This is a genomic window from Jingyaoa shaoxingensis, from assembly GCF_014385005.1.
GTDB lineage: Bacteria > Bacillota > Clostridia > Lachnospirales > Lachnospiraceae > Marvinbryantia > Marvinbryantia shaoxingensis.
Window position 1 is genome coordinate 538,669 of record NZ_JACRSZ010000001.1, and the last position, 19,113, is coordinate 557,781.

Genomic DNA, 19,113 nt, shown 5'->3' on the forward strand with positions numbered 1-19,113 from the left:
TATATACTATTTGCTGATCCGTACAAAATCTACTTTGTATTCGTCACTGCCTTTTTCATCCACTGTATAGTAAGCCGCCATCTGAACCACATTCAGATAAATACGAATGGTTCCATTAAGACCTTTTTCTGCTGCGTCTTTTTTTACTGCTTTCTTAATATCATCCATATCAATATCCAGACCGGAAACTTCCAGAGTGACAGCTTCTATTCTGTTTCCTGCATCTTTTGCTGCCTTTGTCACTGTTTTTACTGTATCTTCCGCTTTCTCCGCTACGTCCTTGACGGTTTCTTTTGCTTTCTCTACAATCGGTGTATTCATAATGTCTTTCGCGTTATCTTTTACCTCCTGAACGGCGGCTTTGGCAATTTTACTTACTGACTGTCTTTTCTTCATAATTACGATCCTCCTTTATCTTTTTCTTATAGAATAGCACAGTACATTTTCTCCGTCAAATTCTCTGGAATACAAAAAAGTCGAAAAATCTTGAATCCACAAGATCTTTCGACTTATCGGAGCAGGGGATGAGAGAATCGAACTCCCGCTAAAAGTTTTGGAGACTTCTGTCATACCATTTGACCAATCCCCTGTGCGTTGCTCACTAGATATTTATATCACAAACGCTTTTTTCTGTCAACATTTTTTTGAAATTATTTGACGTTTTTCAGGAAAAATGTTACGATCTATTCGCATAAATCCATAATAAAGGAGAATCCACCATGGCTATAAATTTTCAATCCTTGCTTCAGCTTAAAAGTCTGTGGCAGCGTTTTACGAATCAGCACCCTAAGTTCCCTGCTTTTTTGCGTGCCGCCCAGCCTGCACTGAGGGAAGGCAGTATAATAGCTTTTTCGATTACCACACCGGAAGGAAAGATCCTCGAATCTAATCTGAAGGTTACCTCAACTGATCTTGAACTGATTGAATCTCTGAAACAGATGTGTTCCTGAACGTTTTGCTTCGAACTCATAATTGGTTTAAATCCGATGCCAAATATCTCTATGTGGCATCGGATTTATCAGTTACTCTCATAAGTATTATTTTTCATTTTACGCCGGGAACAGGATGACAGCGAAAACCCCTGTGATCAATACAGACAGCAGCATACGTTCTACCCAGATGATTACCATGTCTTTGAACTTTACCGGAACTTCTGTTGCCATCAGGCACGGCACGAAGCTGGCCAGGAAGATAATGGAAGTAACCGGTATGACCGCCATCATATATCTGGTTCGCAGGCTCCACTCGCCAACCGTCACAAGAAGTGCCGGAATAGTCACTTCTACAAAAGATACTGCTGCTCCGGTACAGGCAGTCACTGCTTCTGCCTTGGGAATGGAGATTCTCATAAATGGATAGAAGAGATACCCCACCCATTTCACAATCGGTGTATACGTATACAGCAGTACACCAGCAGTTGCAAAGAAGGCCGTTCCGGATGCTACGGTTCCCAGTACTCCGATCGTTTCTTTCATGATATAACCGATTCTGCTAATCAGCGGATCTTGATTCTCAGCCACATCCAGAGCCTCTTTCCAGGCTACTTTCAGAATATTTTTCTTGATCAGTGGTTCCGGACAGGCTTCCACTCCCGGATAACACCGGTCAGGAATCTGACGAAGTGGATAGATCCGCACACCGATCAGGCTGACCAGAAGTGTAATCAAAAATGCAGTCCAGAAATACAGATTCCAGTATCCGCGTTCATTTAACCCGGTATTGTTGGCCAGTGCCATCAAAAACCCAACCGACACGGTAGAAAAACTGGTTCCGATTACTACCGCTTCCCGTTCTGTCATTCTTCCCGTTTTATACTGGTCATTCACCGCAATATGTCCTACTGAAAAGTTTCCAAGAAATGCAGACACCATGATAACAGCCGCTCTTCCAGGAAGTTTGAATACCGGACGCATAATCGGCCGTACCAGTACGCCTACAAAATCCACCAGTCCGTAATCCACCAGCAGTGGCAAAAATAACGATGCTGCCGGAATGGAAATGGAGATCGTCACCAGAATACTGTTCATAATGAACATACAGATACTTTTATCGCTCAGTGATGGTACTGGTTCAAAAAACCATCCCATAAAGCCCGGATGCCAGCCAAAATAAATCTCCAGCATGGCAAAGCAGAGAAGTCCAAATCCCACAATTTTGAATACAGCAAATATAGCTGCGACTTTGGTTGTATGCCAGAACTTATCCGGCCGCAATACAAACAAATCCACAATACTGTAAACACCTATTCCCCACACTATCAGCGGCATTGCTTTAAAATTACCTGTAAACAATGCTGCTTTTAGGAAATTGGTCAAATGAGACACAATTACATTGCTTTGTGCCGGAACCGCTCCCCATTTCCAGACTCCAATCTGTATCTCATATCCCGGAAATGGTACATTGATAAAAAATACAAAAATCCCCAATAACGAAAATACTACGAATTTCAGGTACGTAGACCATTTATATGTTGTTTTTTCCATACCTTCTCCCTTTTTTATCCATCCGGATAAAAAATGAGCCGGGAACGTGATTTTCCCGGCTCATTTTCTGTCCTTTTGGTGCCTCTCCTATTCTATGCCGGAGGCTTTAAATCCCATAAGTTTCTTTATTGTATTTGTCAATTTCATCATTGATAATCGGATCCACATGTTTGAACAGGCATCCTGGTGCTCCATAGGTGATACATGGAATGAAATGTCCACCCGGTCCATAAGCCTGGCATGCTCTGCGTACTTCAGCACGGATCTCTTCTTCCGTAGAATCTGCACGGTCTACGATAGATGCATCAAGACCACCCATCAATGTCATTCTGCCAGCCAGCTGTTTCTGGAGCTTTGGAATATCATTTTCCGGAAGTGCTCCCTGCCAGATGTCGATTCCCAGTTCTACCATATCTTCTACGATTGGTTCCATGAAAGAATCTGCATGATGCATAATGATAATACCACGTTCTTTCATATACCCATAGGTCTTTACATACTGTGGTTTGATAAATTCACGCCAGGTATCCGGGCTGACAAATAAAGCATGCTTGGATCCCCAGTCATCGTGGCTGAGCATGACATCCGGTTTGATGTTATCTACGATCAGCTTCATGTACTGATAACGATATTCTCCAATAGCGTTACACAGATCCATCATATCTTCCGGCTCTAACAGAAAGTTCATCAGCATATCTTCGAATCCCATCAGGAAATGAAGTCTTTCAAATACACCGGTAGGCATGAAGGCCATAACCAGTTCACCTTTCGCACGTAGTTCCTCTGCCTGTTTAATAAACGGCTCCCACAATGCCGGGTCAGAACAGTTTGCTTCCAGATCCGGCATTACCAGCTGATCTCTCCATTCCGTAATATCACTGATTACTTTATTGTCATTGGTTACATGAGGCATTGCTGCTACCTGGTTCTCCGGCCAGAGAATGGTGGTTCCAAAGCGGTCTTTCATTGGTTCCATTCCAGGATGGCGGTTACCTCTGATATACATTGCTGCCGGATTTGGAGGGAAGAATGCATTTCCTTCATACTGTTTTACCAGACGGTCCGGTTTACCGTCTACTTTTAATGTCTCTAATAAGTTTTCTTTTGCTGTAAGCATAATAGATACCTCCAATTATATATTTCTGTTTTTATGATCTTGCGTTGATCTCAGCCTGATAGGTCTCAACCTTATCTCTTGTGATCTTAAATCCAAAGATCAGAAGCAGCATACCAACCAGACAGAAAATAGCAGGAACCAGTGCGAATGCAATGGTCATACCCTGTCTTGCTACACCTTCCAGTACCACACCTGACTGCCAGCCAACTGCTACCAGACATGCGCTCAGGATGGTTCCACGAAGGAATACGGCTACTTTTAATGGCAGATTCTGAAGTCCCATGATCCATCCAGATGCATCTTTTCCACTCTTCCAGGTTGCGTATACAACGGTATCTGCGTACAGTGCAGGGGATGCTGCAAAAGCCATACCATAGAAGAACTGTGCAACGGTCATTAGTGCAATAACTGCATATGCATTACCATACATAAAGTAAATCAGGCACAGAGCAACGGTCATTCCAGCATAAGCAAGAATCATGGTTGTTCTGGAAGAAAGTGCCTTTGAGATGTATCTCATTACAAATGCTCCCAGGATTGCTCCAATGGCTACGCTGAGCAGATATGGAGCCATCAGTCCCGGATTTCCCATAGCATCACGGAAGTAATAAATAGCAGATGCTGCTGTTACGAATTTTACACACCATTTTGCCAGGTCAGCCAGCATCAGTACCATCAGTGGCGGATTCTGGAACAGAGAAGCAAACATTTCCGGAATGGATACCTTTGTTTTATCTTTTCCATTTGCTGCCTGTGTTTCCGTTTCGATCTCTTCATATCCTTCTGTCATCTTGAAGTGAGCAAAGTAAGTTACTACCATTAAGATACCAAGACAGAACGCTGCTGCTGCGAATTTATTCTTTTCGCCGACATAACCAGCCAGCAGTGTTGCGAACGGCAGTCCCAGATAAGAAAATAACAGGCCACCGATGTTGTTCCAGGTTGCTCTGGAAGAAGCCAGTGTTGCTTTTTCCTCTGGTGTCTTTCCTACGACACTAATCAATGTTGCATTTGCTACGTAGCTGAAGTTCCATGCTACATGAGAAGCAATGGCTGCTGCAATGATGATAACTGCGGACAACATTTCATTATCGCTGACACGGATAAACATAAATGCATATAAGAATGGTACAATCCATGGAATCATGATCAGCCAGGAACGGTAACGTCCCCATTTCTTAGCTTTTGTACCATTGATGATTCCACCATACAGCCATGACAGACATGCATCCACAATGGTAAATACCGAGTTGATCAGACCTGCGATTCCCGCGCTGAATGCCGCAATATCGGTCAGGAATGTCATAAAATAGAATGTTTCGATGTTACTCATTAATACAAATCCGGCATCTCCTACACCAAAGAAATATTTCAGTGCATTACTTAAGCCTTTTTTCTTGCCTGAGTTTTTTTCATTACTCATCTTTCTTTTCCCCCTTCATTTATTCCGGATCTGGCCATGTTCCGCTAATTGCTCTTCTGAGCTAATCTCTGATGACAGTATAGTCTATCTGTGGCTCATTCGTAAATGCCACATATGGTTCCAAATATTTTTCCTGCATTCAGACATTTTGTACAGTACATATTGTGATTTTGCACAATATTTTAAATGCAAATCTTGTACTTTTTTTATGGCATATGTTATAATTTTCTCAAATTCAGTCTACAGGGGGCAACAATATGTATAATCATCAGGAATATACTGCAAATTATCCAGATTCTTTCAAACTGAACCTTCGCATTCTATCAGACGCTCTGTCGGATCGTTTTTCTGATATCCGCATAAAAGCTGAATCTGATCTGCAGTGTCTCTGTGGCATACGGATTTTTCAGATGGGAAAAGCTCTTTTTTCCAAATATATTTATCTGATCCCAGCCAGTCAGATCACCAAGGCAATCTGCTATTATGATCATGCCAATTTTCTGATTGCAGGTTCGGCAGATCTTTCCGAATTTTCTGATTCTGCTCATATTCTCTGTGTTGGAGAAGAATCGGACTTTCCAGAGATCCTCAATCTGGTGCAGCAAACCTTTGAGAAATATCAGAACTGGGACAAACAGCTACAGAATGCCCTGCAAAGTTCCGATCCCATCGATGAAATGTTGGAAGCCAGTCTGCCGATTTTTAATAATCCGATCTTCGCCCATGACACCAACTTCTACATTTTGTCCTGTCCTCGACAGGTACGGGGCATGTCCATATGGGAACGGGATCCCAGAACCGGCCGGCTTACGGTTCCCTTAAGCCTGATTCAAGACTTTCGACTTGATATGGAATATCTGCGCACCCTGACCACCAAGGGACCCAATATCTATTCTGAAGATATGCGTGGCTATCGGATTCTCTATTTTAATCTGTGGCTGGATAAAAACTATATGGGGCGCCTGTGTGTGAATGAACTGCAATCCCTGATCCTCCCCAGTCATTTTCTGGCTATCAACCATCTGGGAACTTTTATCGAACTGTGCCTGCATCAACATATGCTGTTTCGTCTGAACATGGGTAACGATATTCGCCAGTTTTTCACCGATTATCTGGACGGCAAAATGTTTGAAGAGAGCCAGCTTCAACACTCTCTTCACTTTCTGAACTGGAATATGCATGATCGTTATCTCTGTCTCCGTCTGGAAAGTGATCATCAGAATGAACAGATGCATTCTTCCATGGCCACACTTGGTCATATTGAGGCTCAGATCCCGGACGGCTGTGCTTTCATTTATCACCAGGGCATTACTGTGGTTGTCAATCTTTCCTATGATGCATCCTCTACTTCGGATATTCTCAGTGCTCTTGCCATTATTCTACGTGAAGGTCTGTATAAGCTGGGAGCCAGTAGCGTGATTCAGGACTTTCTCCAACTTCCTCAGGCTTATTTTCAGGCCGTTGCCGCTCTGGAACTGGGGAAAAAAAGCGGCAGCATGATCTGGTGCTACCGCTTTGATGATTATATTCTGGACTATATGCTGGAGCAGAGTACCACCCAGATTTCTCCTGATCTGCTCTGCCATCAGAGCCTGTCAGTTTTGAAAAAATACGATGATGAAAATAAGACAGAATTGTTTCATACCCTTGATGTGTATCTGTCTCTGGAACGCAATGCCCTGCAGACTGCCAATACACTGTTCATTCACCGCAGTACGCTGTTTTATCGATTGGAGCGTATTCAAAAGCTGACAAAGCTGAATCTGGATGATGCAAAAATACGACTGGTACTTCAGCTTTCTTTTGCAATGTTGAAAAAATAGGGAGGTGTCCATGGATACGAAAGATCTTCGTTGTTTTCGTCTTGTTTATGAAGAACGCAGCATCAATCAGGCTGCCAGACATTTGTTTATTACCCCACAGGGGCTGAGCCGCATTATCAGCCGTCTGGAATCAGAACTTCATACCTGTCTTTTCAAACGTACTTCCAGTGGAATGATTCCTACCAAAACCGGTGATTATTTTTACGAACAGAGCCAGAAGCTTCTCTACCATCTGGAGGATCTCAAAGTCACCATTCAGCAGATCGACAAGGATGGTCGGCCTTTTCGCATCGGTTTTGCCTGTGGCGTTTTGAATGTACTTCCATTGCAGCAGTTAAATCTGTTATCTCCGGATTTTCCTGATCTTTCCATTCAGTGGGAAGAACTGGTAAATAAAGAAGTTTTGGAAAAAGTCATCAATGGTTCGCTAGATGCCGGATTTGTGATTGGTACGATACCTCAGAGTGACCTTTTTTCTATTCTTGTATTCAGCTGCCATATGGTTGCCCTTGTCTATCCAGGTCATCCCTTCTATGAACGGGACAGTCTCAGTATAGAGGACCTGAAAGAGCAGCCATTGATTACCCTGAATCAAAAGTATGACAGCTACCACAATCTGATACAGCGATGCAGTGATTTTGGTTTTTCCCCCACTATTGCCATCCGCACAATGGAAAGTCCCCTGATCTACCGTTTCTGCCGGGAAAAATCCGGGATTGGTATTGACGCTGATATCCATCAGTCCGATCATCTTCTTGGGGATCTTCATGCAATTCCACTGCGAGATGCCATTCCCTGGAAAGTATCTCTCATCTGTCGGGAGAATGATTCTGCCTCTCCTGTGGTTGCTTCCCTGATCCGGCTTTCTCAGGCATCAACAATTTGTTGACAGGTACCGTCATTCTATTGATAGATGACTTCCTCCATTCCTGTTATTCTATATTTAGTAAATATACACAAAAATATTGGAGGAAATAAAATATGAAAAGGCATTTTCCACATTTATGCAATCCAATCACCATTGGACGGGTAACATTCCGTAATCGTATGTTTTCTGCACCTATGGGTGGAACAGATATCACCAATGATGGTTGTATTGGTCCAAAATCTACGGCCTTTTATGAATTGAGAGGAAAAGGCGGCGCTGGTGCAGTTACCGTCAGTGAATGTATGGTGCATCCTGAGACCGATGGTTCGCATGCTTACCATCTGGATACTACTATTCTGAATTCTCTGGCAGCTGCCACTTATACTGCTGATGCTATTCACCGCCATGGAGCGGTTCCGAGCCTTGAGTTATCTCATTCTGGTATGTATGCCGGTACTTACATGACGGATAAAAGCAAACAGCACAATATGCATCAATGGGGACCAAGCGATACCGTCCGTCCAGATGGTGTTCCGGTTAAAGCGCTGACCGCCGAAATGCTTGCGGACATCGTTGCTTCTTATGGGCGTGTTGCAGGTCTTGCCAAGCGTGCCGGATTTGGTATGATCATGATTCATGGTGGACATGGTTGGCTGTTAAATCAGTTTCTTTCCCCATATTTTAATAAACGTACCGACGAATATGGCGGAAGCCTGGAAAACCGCTGTCGTCTTGCTATTGAAGTATTAAAATCAGTCAGAGAAGCCGTTGGACCGGGATTCCCGATTGAATTCCGCATGAGTGGATCCGAACTTTTCGAAGGTGGCTATGATCTGGCTGAAGGCGTTCGCATTGCCCAGATGATTGAGCCTTATGTAGATATTATTCACGTATCTGCCGGTACCTACCAGCGCGGTTTTGGCGACACTCATCCATCCATGTTCAAAGAGCATGGTTGCAATGTCTATCTTGCCGCCAAGATTAAAAAGCATGTCTCTGTTCCGATTGCCACGTTAGGTGGTCTGAATGATCCAAAGCAGATGGAAGAGATCATCGCCTCCGGAAAAGCTGATATTGTATATATGGCAAGAGCCCTTCTGGCTGACCCGTTTCTCCCAAGGAAAATCATGGAAAACCGTGAGGACGAAATTGTACATTGTCTGCGCTGTTTCACCTGCATGGCAGAACGTGCCGTCACTGCCACCAGGCGATGCACTGTTAATCCATTAATTGGCCGGGAAATCGAGGGAAATGAAATATCCCCTGCGCCAGTATCTAAGAAAGTTCTGGTGGCTGGTGGCGGACCCGGTGGTCTTTATGCCGCTTATACTGCTGCCAGACGGGGGCATAAAGTTATTTTATGTGAAAAAGAACAGAAACTTGGTGGTATTCTGAAAAGTGAACAGGCTATTCCGTTTAAACAGGAAATGTATCAGTTGTCTCAGACTTATGCGCTTTTCGCACAGAATTCTGGTGTGGAAATCCGCACTTCCACAGAAGTCACCCCAGAGTACGTAGAAAAAGAAAACCCTGATGCACTGATCATTGCTGTAGGATCTGAGCCTCTGGTTCCACCAATCAAAGGACTGGATGGAGATAACGTTGTCATCGTAAATGACTATTATCTTGAAAAGGAAAAGGTTACTGATCAAGTTGTTGTTCTGGGTGGAGGTCTGGCTGGATGCGAATGTGCTATCCATCTTGGTATGGAAGGAAAGCAGGTTCATCTGGTAGAAATGCGACGGGAACTGGCTCCTGATGCCAATATCCGTCATCGTCCTCTGATCTTAAAGGAAGTAGACAAGTATGTAAACGTATATACCGACTGCAAAGGACTTGCCGTAACAAAGGAAGGTGTTCTTTGTGAAACAGTCACCGGAGAAGAGATTCTGATTCCGGGCACTTCTGTGATCTGTGCGCTGGGCCAGCGTTCCCGTACCAGCCTGGTAAACAGTCTGCGCGACAGCGCACCATATGTTGCAGTTATTGGTGATGCCGCCAAAGTATCTACCATTACCAATGCGGTTTATGAAGGTTACCATGCTGCACTCGATATTTAATCTGAGATTTTATGCTGATGATAATAAACAATCTAAAGGGCGTATCACATCCGTAAAAACATGTGATACGCCCCATTATCATTATACTATCTTCTTCCCATCAGATACTGCACCGCATCCCGGACCGTTTCCAGTCCGACGATGTGAATCCCATCTGTTTTCTGCAATGCCTTCATAGATACCCTGGGCATCAGCACCGTCTCAAATCCCAGCTTCTTTGCTTCCTGGACACGTTGCTGCGCCATATTGACAGATCGGATCTCTCCGCTCAGTCCCACCTCTCCAAAGGCAATGGTCTTCTCATCTATGGCAATATCCTTGTAACTGGATACCAGCGCCAGAATCAGTCCAAGATCAATGGCCGGTTCTGTCATACGGATACCTCCCGCAATATTCACATACACATCACAGGAAGACATCTGCATCCCGGCACGTTTTTCCAGCACTGCCAATAGCAGATTCACCCTGTTAAAGTCTGTTCCTGCTGTGGTTCTTCTTGGCATTGGCAGATTCGTGTGACACACCAGTGCCTGAATCTCAATCAGAATCGGTCTGCTTCCCTCCATAGAGCAGGCTACAATGGACCCCGAAGCATTCTCCGGCTTACCTTCCAGCATATATTCAGACGGATTGCTCACTTCCCGCAGTCCACTCTGACGCATCTCAAAAACACCGATCTCATTAGTGGAGCCAAAACGGTTTTTTACGCCTCTTAAAATTCGATAAGATGCATAGCGGTCTCCCTCAAAGTACAGAACTGTATCCACCATATGCTCCAGTACTCTTGGTCCTGCCACCACGCCTTCCTTCGTTACATGTCCCACAAGGAAAATCGAGATTCCCATGCCCTTGGCAATCTGCATCAGTACATTGGTTGCTTCCCTGACCTGGGATACACTGCCCGGTGCCGCGGATACCGTCTCATGATACATGGTCTGGATCGAGTCAATCACCACGATCTCCGGCTTTGTCTTCTCGATAACAGAGCGCACCAGTTCCAGATTCGTCTCACAAAGCAGCATCAAGTCATCCTTAAAATCTCCGATTCGCTGTGCCCGCAGCTTAATCTGCTGTGCTGACTCCTCTCCAGACACATATAAGACCTTATGCCCGTCTCTTGTCAGATTGTGGCATACCTGAAGCAGAAGTGTAGACTTTCCAATACCAGGATCACCTCCTACCAGCATCAGGGATCCTGCTACGATGCCGCCGCCAAGCACCCGGTCCAATTCTTCCATTCCGGAAGAGATTCGTTGCTTTTCATCTGTATGGACCTCAGAAAGCCGTACTGGTTTGATCTCCGCTGCAGCTTTTTTTACTTCTGCGGAACCGGCTACTTTCACAACAGGTTCTTCTGTAAATGTATTCCATTCATGGCATGCCGGGCACTGTCCCTGCCATTTTGCAGATTCATAACCGCAGTTCTGACAGAAAAAAGCGGTTGTTTTTGCTTTCGCCATATAGTTCTCCTAAACCAGAGATATCTGCCCAGTCCCGCACAATTGCAGTGTTATCATCTGGACAGATACCTCATATCATATTTTATTTTAAGGTGAATTTCATTCTATCATTCACATAACCCACTGCTACCTTATCACCACGTTTAATTCTGCCCTCCAGGATCTCTTCTGCCAGTGCATCTTCTAATTGTGTCTGAATGGCACGCTTCAGTGGTCTTGCACCGTATTTGGCATCGTATCCTGTCTCTGCGATATGTTTCTTCACAGAATCACGCACATGCAGCTCAATATTCATCTGATCCTTACAGCGTTTTTCAAATTCTTTCAACAGCAGGGTCACGATCTTGGCAATCTCTTCCCTGTTCAGGGAATGGAATACGATAATCTCATCAATTCGGTTCAGGAATTCCGGTTTGAAGACTCGCTTCATTTCTTCCATCACATTCCCCTTCATGCGCTGATAATTCTGCTTCTCATCATCACCGGCCAGGAAACCAAGCTTTTTCGGTTCCTGAATTACCGCTGCTCCTGCATTGGAAGTCATAATCAGGATGGTATTCTTAAAGTCCGCCTTTCTTCCCTGGGCATCTGTGATATGTCCGTCATCCAGTACCTGCAGCAGAATATTAAACACATCCGGATGTGCCTTCTCGATCTCATCAAACAGAATGACAGAATACGGATTCCGTCTGACTTTTTCACTGAGCTGACCGCCTTCTTCGTATCCTACATATCCTGGAGGTGAACCAACCAGCTTGGACACGCTGTGCTTCTCCATATATTCTGACATATCAACACGGATCATTGCCTGTTCACTGCCAAATACCACATCTGCCAGTACCTTAGACAACTCCGTCTTTCCCACACCGGTAGGTCCCAGGAATAAGAAGGAACCAATCGGACGCTTCGGATCTTTTAATCCCACTCGTCCTCTCTTAATGGCTTTTGCCACTGCCTTCACTGCTTCTTCCTGTCCGATCACTCTGTGATGCAGGGTATCTTCCAGCTTCAACAAACGGTGCGATTCTTTTTCTTCCAGCTTCTGTACCGGGATCTTCGTCCACATAGACACGATCTCTGCGATCTCATTCTCCCCGATCTCCGGACGCTTCTTCTCTTTCTTACTCTGCTGACGTTTTCTGGCATCTTCCAGCTTCTTCATCAGCTTATCCTGTTCCTGATTGTACCTGGACGCCTCTTCCCATTCACCAAGAATAATGGCATTTTCCTTCTTCTCGGATAAGGCATCCAGTTCTTCCTGCAGCGAAGCCAGTCCATCTGTATGCTCTGCCTGTTTTAACTGCTTTCTGGATGCGGCCTCATCAATCAGGTCAATTGCCTTATCCGGCAGAAAACGGTCATTGATATAGCGGTCTGCATAGGTCACTGCTGCCTCGATGGCTTCATCTGTTATCGTTACTTTATGATGATTCTCGTAAGCCTTACGCAGTCCTTTTAAGATCTCTACCGCTTCTTCCGGCTTCGGTTCTTCCACTATTACTGACTGAAAACGGCGTTCCAGTGCCGGATCCTTCTCGATATACTTCCGGTATTCTCCGATGGTGGTTGCCCCGATCAGCTGAATCTCCCCACGTGAAAGTGCAGGCTTCAGAATATTGGATGCATCCATGGCACCTTCTGCGCCACCTGCTCCGATAATGGTATGCAGTTCATCAATAAACAGCAGTACATCACTGCGGTCTGACACTTCCTGAATTACTCTCTTAATACGTTCCTCGAATTCGCCCCTGTACTTAGATCCTGCCACCATTGCCGCCATATCCAGTGTATACAGTTTCTTTCCTTTGATGGTATCCGGTACGGCATCTGCCACAATCCGCTGTGCCAGTCCTTCTACAATAGCAGTCTTACCTACTCCCGGTTCTCCGATCAGACATGGATTATTCTTCGTCCGGCGACTCAATATCTGAATAATACGTTCAATCTCTGCCTCTCTTCCAACTACCGGATCCAGTCTGCCTTCTTCAGCCTGACGGGTCAGGTCTCTGCTGAACTGCTCCAGCATGGTTCCTCCCTGCATACCTGCTGTCTGACTTCCCTTCACTGTACGCATATAATCCTTATAACGGCTCTCTTCCAGTCCCAGGCACTCCAGAACTGCCATAAATACCTTCTGCACCTGAACTCCCATCGTATGAAGCAGACGTGTGGCAACGCAGTCTACATCCTTCAGAATTGCCAGAAGAAGGTGCTCGGTTCCCATCTTCTCCTGACCGAAAAACTCTGCCTCTTCTTCGCCCTGCTCCAGGATCTCCTGTGCCCTCAGGGAATACCCTGTCGAAGCCTTATCAGCCAACATGCCTTCCGGAACAATCAGTTCCTGAATCAAACCATATAACTTTTCTGCATCCACCTTGCATTCTTTTAAAATAGCAGATGCCATTCCGCTCTCTTCCCTGAGCAGCCCCATCAGCAGATGTTCGGATCCAATATAACTCTGTCCACACTGCTTTGCTGTCTGTTTTGCATATTTTAATGCGAGATTTACCTGTTCGGTATATTGCATACTCTACATCCTTCCATTCTTCATATCGTTCAAAATCTCATCCACCATAGCATGAATCTCATCTTCTGTAATATTCTTACAGCATGCCTTGGCAAGGCTGACCCGTAAGGTATTCTTAAGTTCCTCCATAGCCTGTATCTTGTCTGAATCCAAGGCTATCACAGCACCTTTTCTCCTGTCAAGCCGTAAAAATCCCTCCTGGCGCAAAACCGAATATGCCTTATTTACTGTATGCATATTCACTCCGATATCATCTGCCAGCTGACGTACAGACGGAAGTGCTTCCCCTTCCTGGAGCGTCGCCGTCGCAATACCTAGAATAATCTGATTCCGCAGCTGAATATAGATTGCTTCATCACTCTGGAAATCTATCTCTATCATCACCATGTGCTCACTTCCATTTCTCCTTTTGTGTTATATAAATTATAGCACAGATGCACATTCAAATGCAAGAACGAATGTTTCGGAAACAATTTCCTCAAATGCAAAAAGAACCCCGTCTCCGGGATTCTTTCTACGTTCATTTGCGTATTTTAAATATGATCGATTGCTGTTACAGATCAATCATATCCACGTTCACATCCGGTTCTTCAATGGAACTCTGAACCATCGTCGGCTGTACCGGCTGCTGTGGCTGTGCCTGCATTGGCTGCTGCTGTGCCTGCATTGGCTGCTGTGGCTGCATTGGCTGCTGTGGCTGCATTGGCTGCTGCATTGGCGGTGTCTGCTGCGCTATTTCTTCCTGTTGCATGGATGCTTTGTTCTTTTCTCTCTTGGCAGCTCTCTTTGCTTCCTTTTCCTGTCTCTTCAGTTCCTTCTTAGATAAAGCAGGTGCTGCTTCGCTGGCTGCTGCCGTAATATTTATTGGCTGAGCCTGAAGCTTCTGTGATGCATTGCCAAATGCAGCATGTACATTACCAGACATCTCATTCATCTGCATATGGTTATTAACAGGCTGCTGCGGTGTATTCTGAACAGGCGCATAATAATAATCACTTCTCATGTTCTGTTCTTTTCTTGCATACTCGTAGCTTTCTGTTACCTGACCCTTTAATGTCTTGATCTCGTCTTTCATATCCTTATTTCTGAGCGTCTGATTGATGATCACAAATAAAAGGATTACCGCAAACGCAATCAAACCATAGAGTATCTTCATCAGCTTGTCCAGACGATTTGCAAAATCATCATTTTCTTTCTGTAAGGCAGTTACCTGCTGTGTCTTTTGTTCTAACTGTGCTGCTGCTTCTGACTGTGCTACTGCTTCTGATTCTGCTGCCAGCTTCTCTGACTCTGCTTTTGCTTCCGCTTCTGCCTTAGCTGCTGCGTCCTCTGTCTCAGTTTCCTTCTCACTGGCTGCTCCTGCCTCAGATGTCACATGCAATACATAAGTTGCTGCCGCTCCATTGGCTGCCTGCACTGTAATGGATACGGTACCTGTTCCGTCATCGGATAACTGTGTTCCACTGATATCGATAATCTCTGCACTGTCTGCTGATTTTACCGGATCCAGCAAAAGTTCTTTGGTGTCTGCACTGACGGTAACATTGTATTCCAGTGTTGCATAGTAGAATTCCGGCTCACAGGATACTGCATTTTCCAGCCCAAGACTATACAGTGAATTATCCCCTGATGAGCTGTCATCGGAATAATCCTCTGCTGATACGCCAACTGCAAGCAGACATAACACAGAGACCAGCAGCATCACCAGACGACTGACTGTTTTCTTGATTTCTTTCATGTTTTTACCTCTTTCTTTTGTTTTAAGCCTCATCTATGGCTTTTCCTATATCATGACGATAATATTTATTATCGAAACTGATCCAGTTCACTGCATCATAAGCATTGGCACGTGCCCTCTTCAGATCTGCCCCTGTTGCTGTCACGCCAAGCACACGACCGCCATTGGTCACAATGCCTTCCTCTGTCTTTTTCGTTCCTGCATGGAACACATAGTATCCGTCTTTGTCCTTAAAGTTCTCAAAGCCGGAAATCACATATCCCTTCTCGTACTGAACAGGATATCCGTCCGATGCCAGTACTACGCAGACTGCTGCATTATCTTCAAATTCCAGATCAATCTGATCCAGTGTTCCGTCAATGCAAGCTTCAAATACATCCACCAGATCTGTCTTCATTCGCGGAAGTACCACCTGTGTCTCCGGATCACCAAAACGTGCATTGTATTCCAGCACCTTTGGTCCATCCGCTGTCAGCATCAGTCCGAAGAAGATAATACCCTTGAACTCTCTTCCCTCTGCTGCCATAGCGTCCACAGTAGGCTGATAAATGTATTTTTTACAGAATTCATCCACTTCTTTTGTATAGAACGGGCTTGGTGAGAATGTTCCCATACCACCTGTATTCAAACCGGTATCTCCATCTCCGGCACGCTTGTGATCCTGTGCGCTGGTCATGGTCTTAATGGTCTTTCCATCCACAAAGGATAATACGGATACTTCACGTCCCGTCATAAATTCTTCAATGACCATACGGTTGCCGGAAGCACCAAACTTCTTATCCTGCATAATGGACTTTACACCGTCCTTTGCTTCTTCCAGCGTCTGGCAGATCAGCACGCCTTTCCCCAGTGCCAGTCCGTCTGCTTTTAACACAATTGGAAACTTCGCTGTCTTAAGATAGGCAAGTGCTTTCTCCGGATCATCAAAGTTCTCATACGCAGCTGTCGGAATATGATATTTCTTCATAAGATCCTTGGAAAATGCCTTGGATCCTTCCAGGATTGCTGCATTCTTACGTGGTCCGAATACCCGCAGCCCCTGTGCCTCGAAAACGTCTACAATTCCGCCAACCAGCGGATCGTCCATTCCTATTACCGTGAGATCTATCGCTTTCTCTTTTGCAAAAGCTGCCAGTTTGTCAAATTCCATGGCACCGATATTCACGCATTCTGCATATTCTTCAATTCCTGCATTTCCCGGTGCACAGTACATTTTTTCCACATTTTTATTCTGTGCCATCTTCCATGCGATGGCATGTTCTCTTCCGCCGCTTCCTACGATTAATACTTTCATACTTCCTCCTCGCATTTTCATGAGTGTCTGTTTGTTATTCATCGTTGTATCTGCGAAAGTCTCAGGCAGATACGAAACTTACCTTTCCATCCTGTACCTTTATACGGTTATTGGCAATCAGATCGATGGCCTTGGGCATAATTACCCATTCTGCCTGCTCCATGACTCTCTGCTGGAGAACTTTCGGAGTATCTCCCTGCTGTATCTCCACGGCCTTCTGCAGAATAATCGGGCCGGTGTCTGTACCCTCATCCACAAAATGAACCGTTGCACCCGTCACCTTTACACCTCGTTCCAGTGCCTTTTCATGCACCTTCAGTCCGTAATATCCTGTACCGCAAAAAGACGGAATCAGGGAAGGATGGATATTAATGATCTTATTCGGATATGCCTGAATCATAATCTCAGGAATCACTACCAGGCAGCCTGCCAGAACAACCAGTCCAGGTTCATAGGACTGAATGGTCTGAAGCAATGCATGATTAAAGGCATCCCTGTCTGCATAATTCTTCGGGGATACGCAGACCGCCGGGATCCCTGCTGCCTTCGCACGCTCCAGTGCATAGGCATTCTGATTGTTACTGATTACTACACTGATTTCTGTGTTTGTAATGGTTCCGTTCGCGATTCCGTCTATAATTGCCTGCAGATTGGTGCCGCCTCCGGAAACCAGGACTGCAAGTTTTAGCATAATTCTACACCCTTTTCTCCGTCTGCGATTTCACCAATCACATATGCTTTGTCACCGGTCTTCTCAAGTGCTGCCAGTGTCTTCTCTACATCTGCCGGATCCACTGCCAGTACCATACCGATACCCATATTGAAAGTATTGTACATCATCTGTTCTTCAATCTGACCTTCTCTTGCCAGCATCCTGAAGATTGCCGGGACTTCGTAGCTGTCCTTTTTCACAACTGCCTTCACGCCGTCCTGAAGCATTCTCGGAATATTCTCATAGAAACCGCCACCCGTGATATGGCTGCATCCCTTGATGGTCACACCGGCTTCTTTTACGCTGCGCAGTGCTTTTACATAGATTCTGGTAGGAGCCAGAAGTGCCTCACCCAGAGTCTTGCCTAATTCTTCATGATAGGTATTCAGTGTCTCTTTGTCCATCTTGAAAACTTTACGAACCAGAGAAAATCCATTGCTATGTACACCTGTGGATGCGATACCGATCAGGGTGTCTCCTGCCTTGATATGTTCTCCGGTAATCATATCCTTCTTATCTGCCACACCAACTGCAAAGCCAGCCAGATCGTAGTCATTTTCCGGCATCAGTCCAGGATGTTCTGCTGTCTCTCCACCGATCAGTGCGCAGTCAGACTGTACGCATCCTTCTGCCACACCGCTTACGATAGAAGCAATCTTTTCCGGATAATTCTTACCACATGCAATATAATCCAGGAAAAACAGTGGTTCGCCGCCTGCACAGGCAATATCGTTCACACACATTGCCACTGCATCAATACCGATGGTATCATGCTTATCCATAATAAAAGCCAGCTTTACTTTGGTTCCGCATCCGTCTGTACCGGATAACAGCACCGGTTCCTCCATGTTCTTGATCTTGGCCAGTGAAAATGCTCCTGAGAAACCACCAAGCCCTCCAAGGACTTCTTCTCTCATGGTTCTCTTTACTGATTCCTTCATCAGTTCTACTGACTTGTATCCTGCTTCAATATCCACACCTGCGTTCTTGTAATCCATAGCCGTTCTCCTCTGCTTTATTCTATTTTGTATATTCTTTGTATCCTACTTTTGCCAGCTTTTCTGCTTTTGCTTCTACCTGTTCCTTTAATTCCTGTGAATAATCCTTCAGTCTCTGAAGTAATTCCGGATCAGAAGTTGCCAGAATCTTGGCTGCCAGAAGCCCTGCATTGGCTCCACCGTTAATTGCTACCGTAGCTACCGGGATGCCGGATGGCATCTGTACGATAGAATACAGGGAATCTCTTCCTCCAAGAGAAGTGGTATGCATCGGAATGCCAATGACCGGCATCGGGAATATAGCTGCGCACATACCCGGAAGATGTGCAGCCATGCCTGCTCCTGCAATGATGACTTTCCATCCTTTGGATTCTGCTGATTTCGCATACTCAAAAAATACATCCGGTTCTCTGTGTGCGGAGATAATTGTCATCTCATACTCCACACCAAGCTTTTCCAAAATATCAGCGGCTTTTGCCATAACAGGCATATCTGAGTCGCTTCCCATTACAATACCGACTTTTGTCATTGTACATTCTCCTTTTATACTTGAACTTTTATTTAACATTCTTCTAAAGCCTTATTTTACTAACGTTTTTTCTCCTTGTCA

The 19,113-nt window shown here is 45.0% G+C and carries 16 protein-coding genes and 1 tRNA gene; 4 read left to right on the forward strand and 13 right to left on the reverse strand.

The window, feature by feature from the left end; translation table 11 throughout:
• Positions 1-6: 6 nt before the first annotated feature.
• Together H8716_RS02550 and H8716_RS02555 are read right to left on the reverse strand one after the other, a co-directional pair.
• Complete coding sequence (locus H8716_RS02550) at positions 7-396, reverse strand: DUF6465 family protein (protein ID WP_249306962.1); 390 nt, start codon at positions 394-396, stop codon at positions 7-9.
• 122 nt (positions 397-518) lie between these two features.
• A tRNA-Trp gene (locus H8716_RS02555) sits at positions 519-589 on the reverse strand.
• Positions 590-719: 130 nt separating this feature from the next.
• On the opposite strand from H8716_RS02555, the gene H8716_RS02560 reads away from it, so the two are divergent.
• A complete protein-coding gene (locus H8716_RS02560; RefSeq protein WP_249306963.1) occupies positions 720-950 on the forward strand; it encodes a hypothetical protein in 231 nt (76 codons plus the stop codon).
• A gap of 99 nt (positions 951-1,049) precedes the next feature.
• On the opposite strand, the gene H8716_RS02565 is transcribed toward H8716_RS02560, so the two are convergent.
• From H8716_RS02565 to H8716_RS02575, 3 genes are all read right to left on the reverse strand, one after another.
• A complete protein-coding gene (locus H8716_RS02565; protein ID WP_249306964.1) occupies positions 1,050-2,483 on the reverse strand; it encodes a YjiH family protein in 1,434 nt (477 codons plus the stop codon).
• 106 nt (positions 2,484-2,589) lie between these two features.
• Positions 2,590-3,600, reverse strand: coding sequence for a uroporphyrinogen decarboxylase family protein (locus H8716_RS02570; RefSeq protein WP_249306965.1), 1,011 nt, complete (start codon positions 3,598-3,600; stop codon positions 2,590-2,592).
• Between the two features lie 31 nt (positions 3,601-3,631).
• On the reverse strand, positions 3,632-5,023 hold the full coding sequence (locus H8716_RS02575; protein WP_249306966.1) for an MFS transporter: 1,392 nt from the start codon (positions 5,021-5,023) through the stop codon (positions 3,632-3,634).
• 257 nt (positions 5,024-5,280) lie between these two features.
• Between H8716_RS02575 and H8716_RS02580 the strand changes: the two genes are divergently transcribed.
• From H8716_RS02580 to H8716_RS02590, 3 genes are all read left to right on the forward strand, one after another.
• Positions 5,281-6,846: a PucR family transcriptional regulator gene (locus H8716_RS02580; protein WP_249306967.1), complete on the forward strand. Its 1,566-nt coding sequence runs from the start codon at positions 5,281-5,283 to the stop codon at positions 6,844-6,846.
• 10 nt (positions 6,847-6,856) lie between these two features.
• Complete coding sequence (locus H8716_RS02585) at positions 6,857-7,735, forward strand: LysR family transcriptional regulator (RefSeq protein ID WP_249306968.1); 879 nt, start codon at positions 6,857-6,859, stop codon at positions 7,733-7,735.
• A gap of 92 nt (positions 7,736-7,827) precedes the next feature.
• Positions 7,828-9,774, forward strand: coding sequence for an oxidoreductase (locus H8716_RS02590; RefSeq protein ID WP_249306969.1), 1,947 nt, complete (start codon positions 7,828-7,830; stop codon positions 9,772-9,774).
• 86 nt (positions 9,775-9,860) lie between these two features.
• Here the strand turns inward: H8716_RS02590 and radA are convergent, their stop codons facing one another.
• The 8 genes from radA to purE form a co-directional block, all read right to left on the reverse strand.
• A complete protein-coding gene (gene radA, locus H8716_RS02595) occupies positions 9,861-11,234 on the reverse strand; it encodes a DNA repair protein RadA (protein WP_249306970.1) in 1,374 nt (457 codons plus the stop codon).
• A gap of 82 nt (positions 11,235-11,316) precedes the next feature.
• The gene (locus H8716_RS02600) at positions 11,317-13,761 is read right to left on the reverse strand and encodes an ATP-dependent Clp protease ATP-binding subunit (RefSeq protein ID WP_249306971.1); all 2,445 of its coding nucleotides are present in this window, start codon (positions 13,759-13,761) and stop codon (positions 11,317-11,319) included.
• A 3-nt stretch (positions 13,762-13,764) separates the two neighbouring features.
• Positions 13,765-14,145, reverse strand: coding sequence for a GntR family transcriptional regulator (locus H8716_RS02605; protein ID WP_249307207.1), 381 nt, complete (start codon positions 14,143-14,145; stop codon positions 13,765-13,767).
• Between the two features lie 169 nt (positions 14,146-14,314).
• Positions 14,315-15,499, reverse strand: a complete 1,185-nt coding sequence (locus H8716_RS02610; RefSeq protein WP_249306972.1) for a cadherin-like beta sandwich domain-containing protein — start codon at positions 15,497-15,499, stop codon at positions 14,315-14,317.
• A gap of 22 nt (positions 15,500-15,521) precedes the next feature.
• The gene (gene purD / locus H8716_RS02615; RefSeq protein ID WP_249306973.1) at positions 15,522-16,793 is read right to left on the reverse strand and encodes a phosphoribosylamine--glycine ligase; all 1,272 of its coding nucleotides are present in this window, start codon (positions 16,791-16,793) and stop codon (positions 15,522-15,524) included.
• Positions 16,794-16,854: 61 nt separating this feature from the next.
• Positions 16,855-17,484, reverse strand: a complete 630-nt coding sequence (gene purN / locus H8716_RS02620; RefSeq protein ID WP_249306974.1) for a phosphoribosylglycinamide formyltransferase — start codon at positions 17,482-17,484, stop codon at positions 16,855-16,857.
• Entirely contained in the window at positions 17,478-18,503 is a 1,026-nt protein-coding gene (gene purM / locus H8716_RS02625) for a phosphoribosylformylglycinamidine cyclo-ligase (protein ID WP_249306975.1), read from the reverse strand. The genes purN and purM overlap by 7 nt, the downstream gene beginning before the upstream one ends.
• A gap of 22 nt (positions 18,504-18,525) precedes the next feature.
• Positions 18,526-19,032, reverse strand: a complete 507-nt coding sequence (gene purE / locus H8716_RS02630; RefSeq protein WP_249306976.1) for a 5-(carboxyamino)imidazole ribonucleotide mutase — start codon at positions 19,030-19,032, stop codon at positions 18,526-18,528.
• Positions 19,033-19,113: the final 81 nt, after the last annotated feature.

Coding starts and splice junctions, on each gene's coding strand:
- H8716_RS02550 (WP_249306962.1), bottom strand. CDS start 396: ATGAAGAAAAGACAGTCAGTAAGTAAAATTGCCAAAGCCGCCGTTCAG.
- H8716_RS02560 (WP_249306963.1), top strand. CDS start 720: ATGGCTATAAATTTTCAATCCTTGCTTCAGCTTAAAAGTCTGTGGCAG.
- H8716_RS02565 (WP_249306964.1), bottom strand. CDS start 2,483: ATGGAAAAAACAACATATAAATGGTCTACGTACCTGAAATTCGTAGTA.
- H8716_RS02570 (WP_249306965.1), bottom strand. CDS start 3,600: ATGCTTACAGCAAAAGAAAACTTATTAGAGACATTAAAAGTAGACGGT.
- H8716_RS02575 (WP_249306966.1), bottom strand. CDS start 5,023: ATGAGTAATGAAAAAAACTCAGGCAAGAAAAAAGGCTTAAGTAATGCA.
- H8716_RS02580 (WP_249306967.1), top strand. CDS start 5,281: ATGTATAATCATCAGGAATATACTGCAAATTATCCAGATTCTTTCAAA.
- H8716_RS02585 (WP_249306968.1), top strand. CDS start 6,857: ATGGATACGAAAGATCTTCGTTGTTTTCGTCTTGTTTATGAAGAACGC.
- H8716_RS02590 (WP_249306969.1), top strand. CDS start 7,828: ATGAAAAGGCATTTTCCACATTTATGCAATCCAATCACCATTGGACGG.
- radA (WP_249306970.1), bottom strand. CDS start 11,234: ATGGCGAAAGCAAAAACAACCGCTTTTTTCTGTCAGAACTGCGGTTAT.
- H8716_RS02600 (WP_249306971.1), bottom strand. CDS start 13,761: ATGCAATATACCGAACAGGTAAATCTCGCATTAAAATATGCAAAACAG.
- H8716_RS02610 (WP_249306972.1), bottom strand. CDS start 15,499: ATGAAAGAAATCAAGAAAACAGTCAGTCGTCTGGTGATGCTGCTGGTC.
- purD (WP_249306973.1), bottom strand. CDS start 16,793: ATGAAAGTATTAATCGTAGGAAGCGGCGGAAGAGAACATGCCATCGCA.
- purN (WP_249306974.1), bottom strand. CDS start 17,484: ATGCTAAAACTTGCAGTCCTGGTTTCCGGAGGCGGCACCAATCTGCAG.
- purM (WP_249306975.1), bottom strand. CDS start 18,503: ATGGATTACAAGAACGCAGGTGTGGATATTGAAGCAGGATACAAGTCA.
- purE (WP_249306976.1), bottom strand. CDS start 19,032: ATGACAAAAGTCGGTATTGTAATGGGAAGCGACTCAGATATGCCTGTT.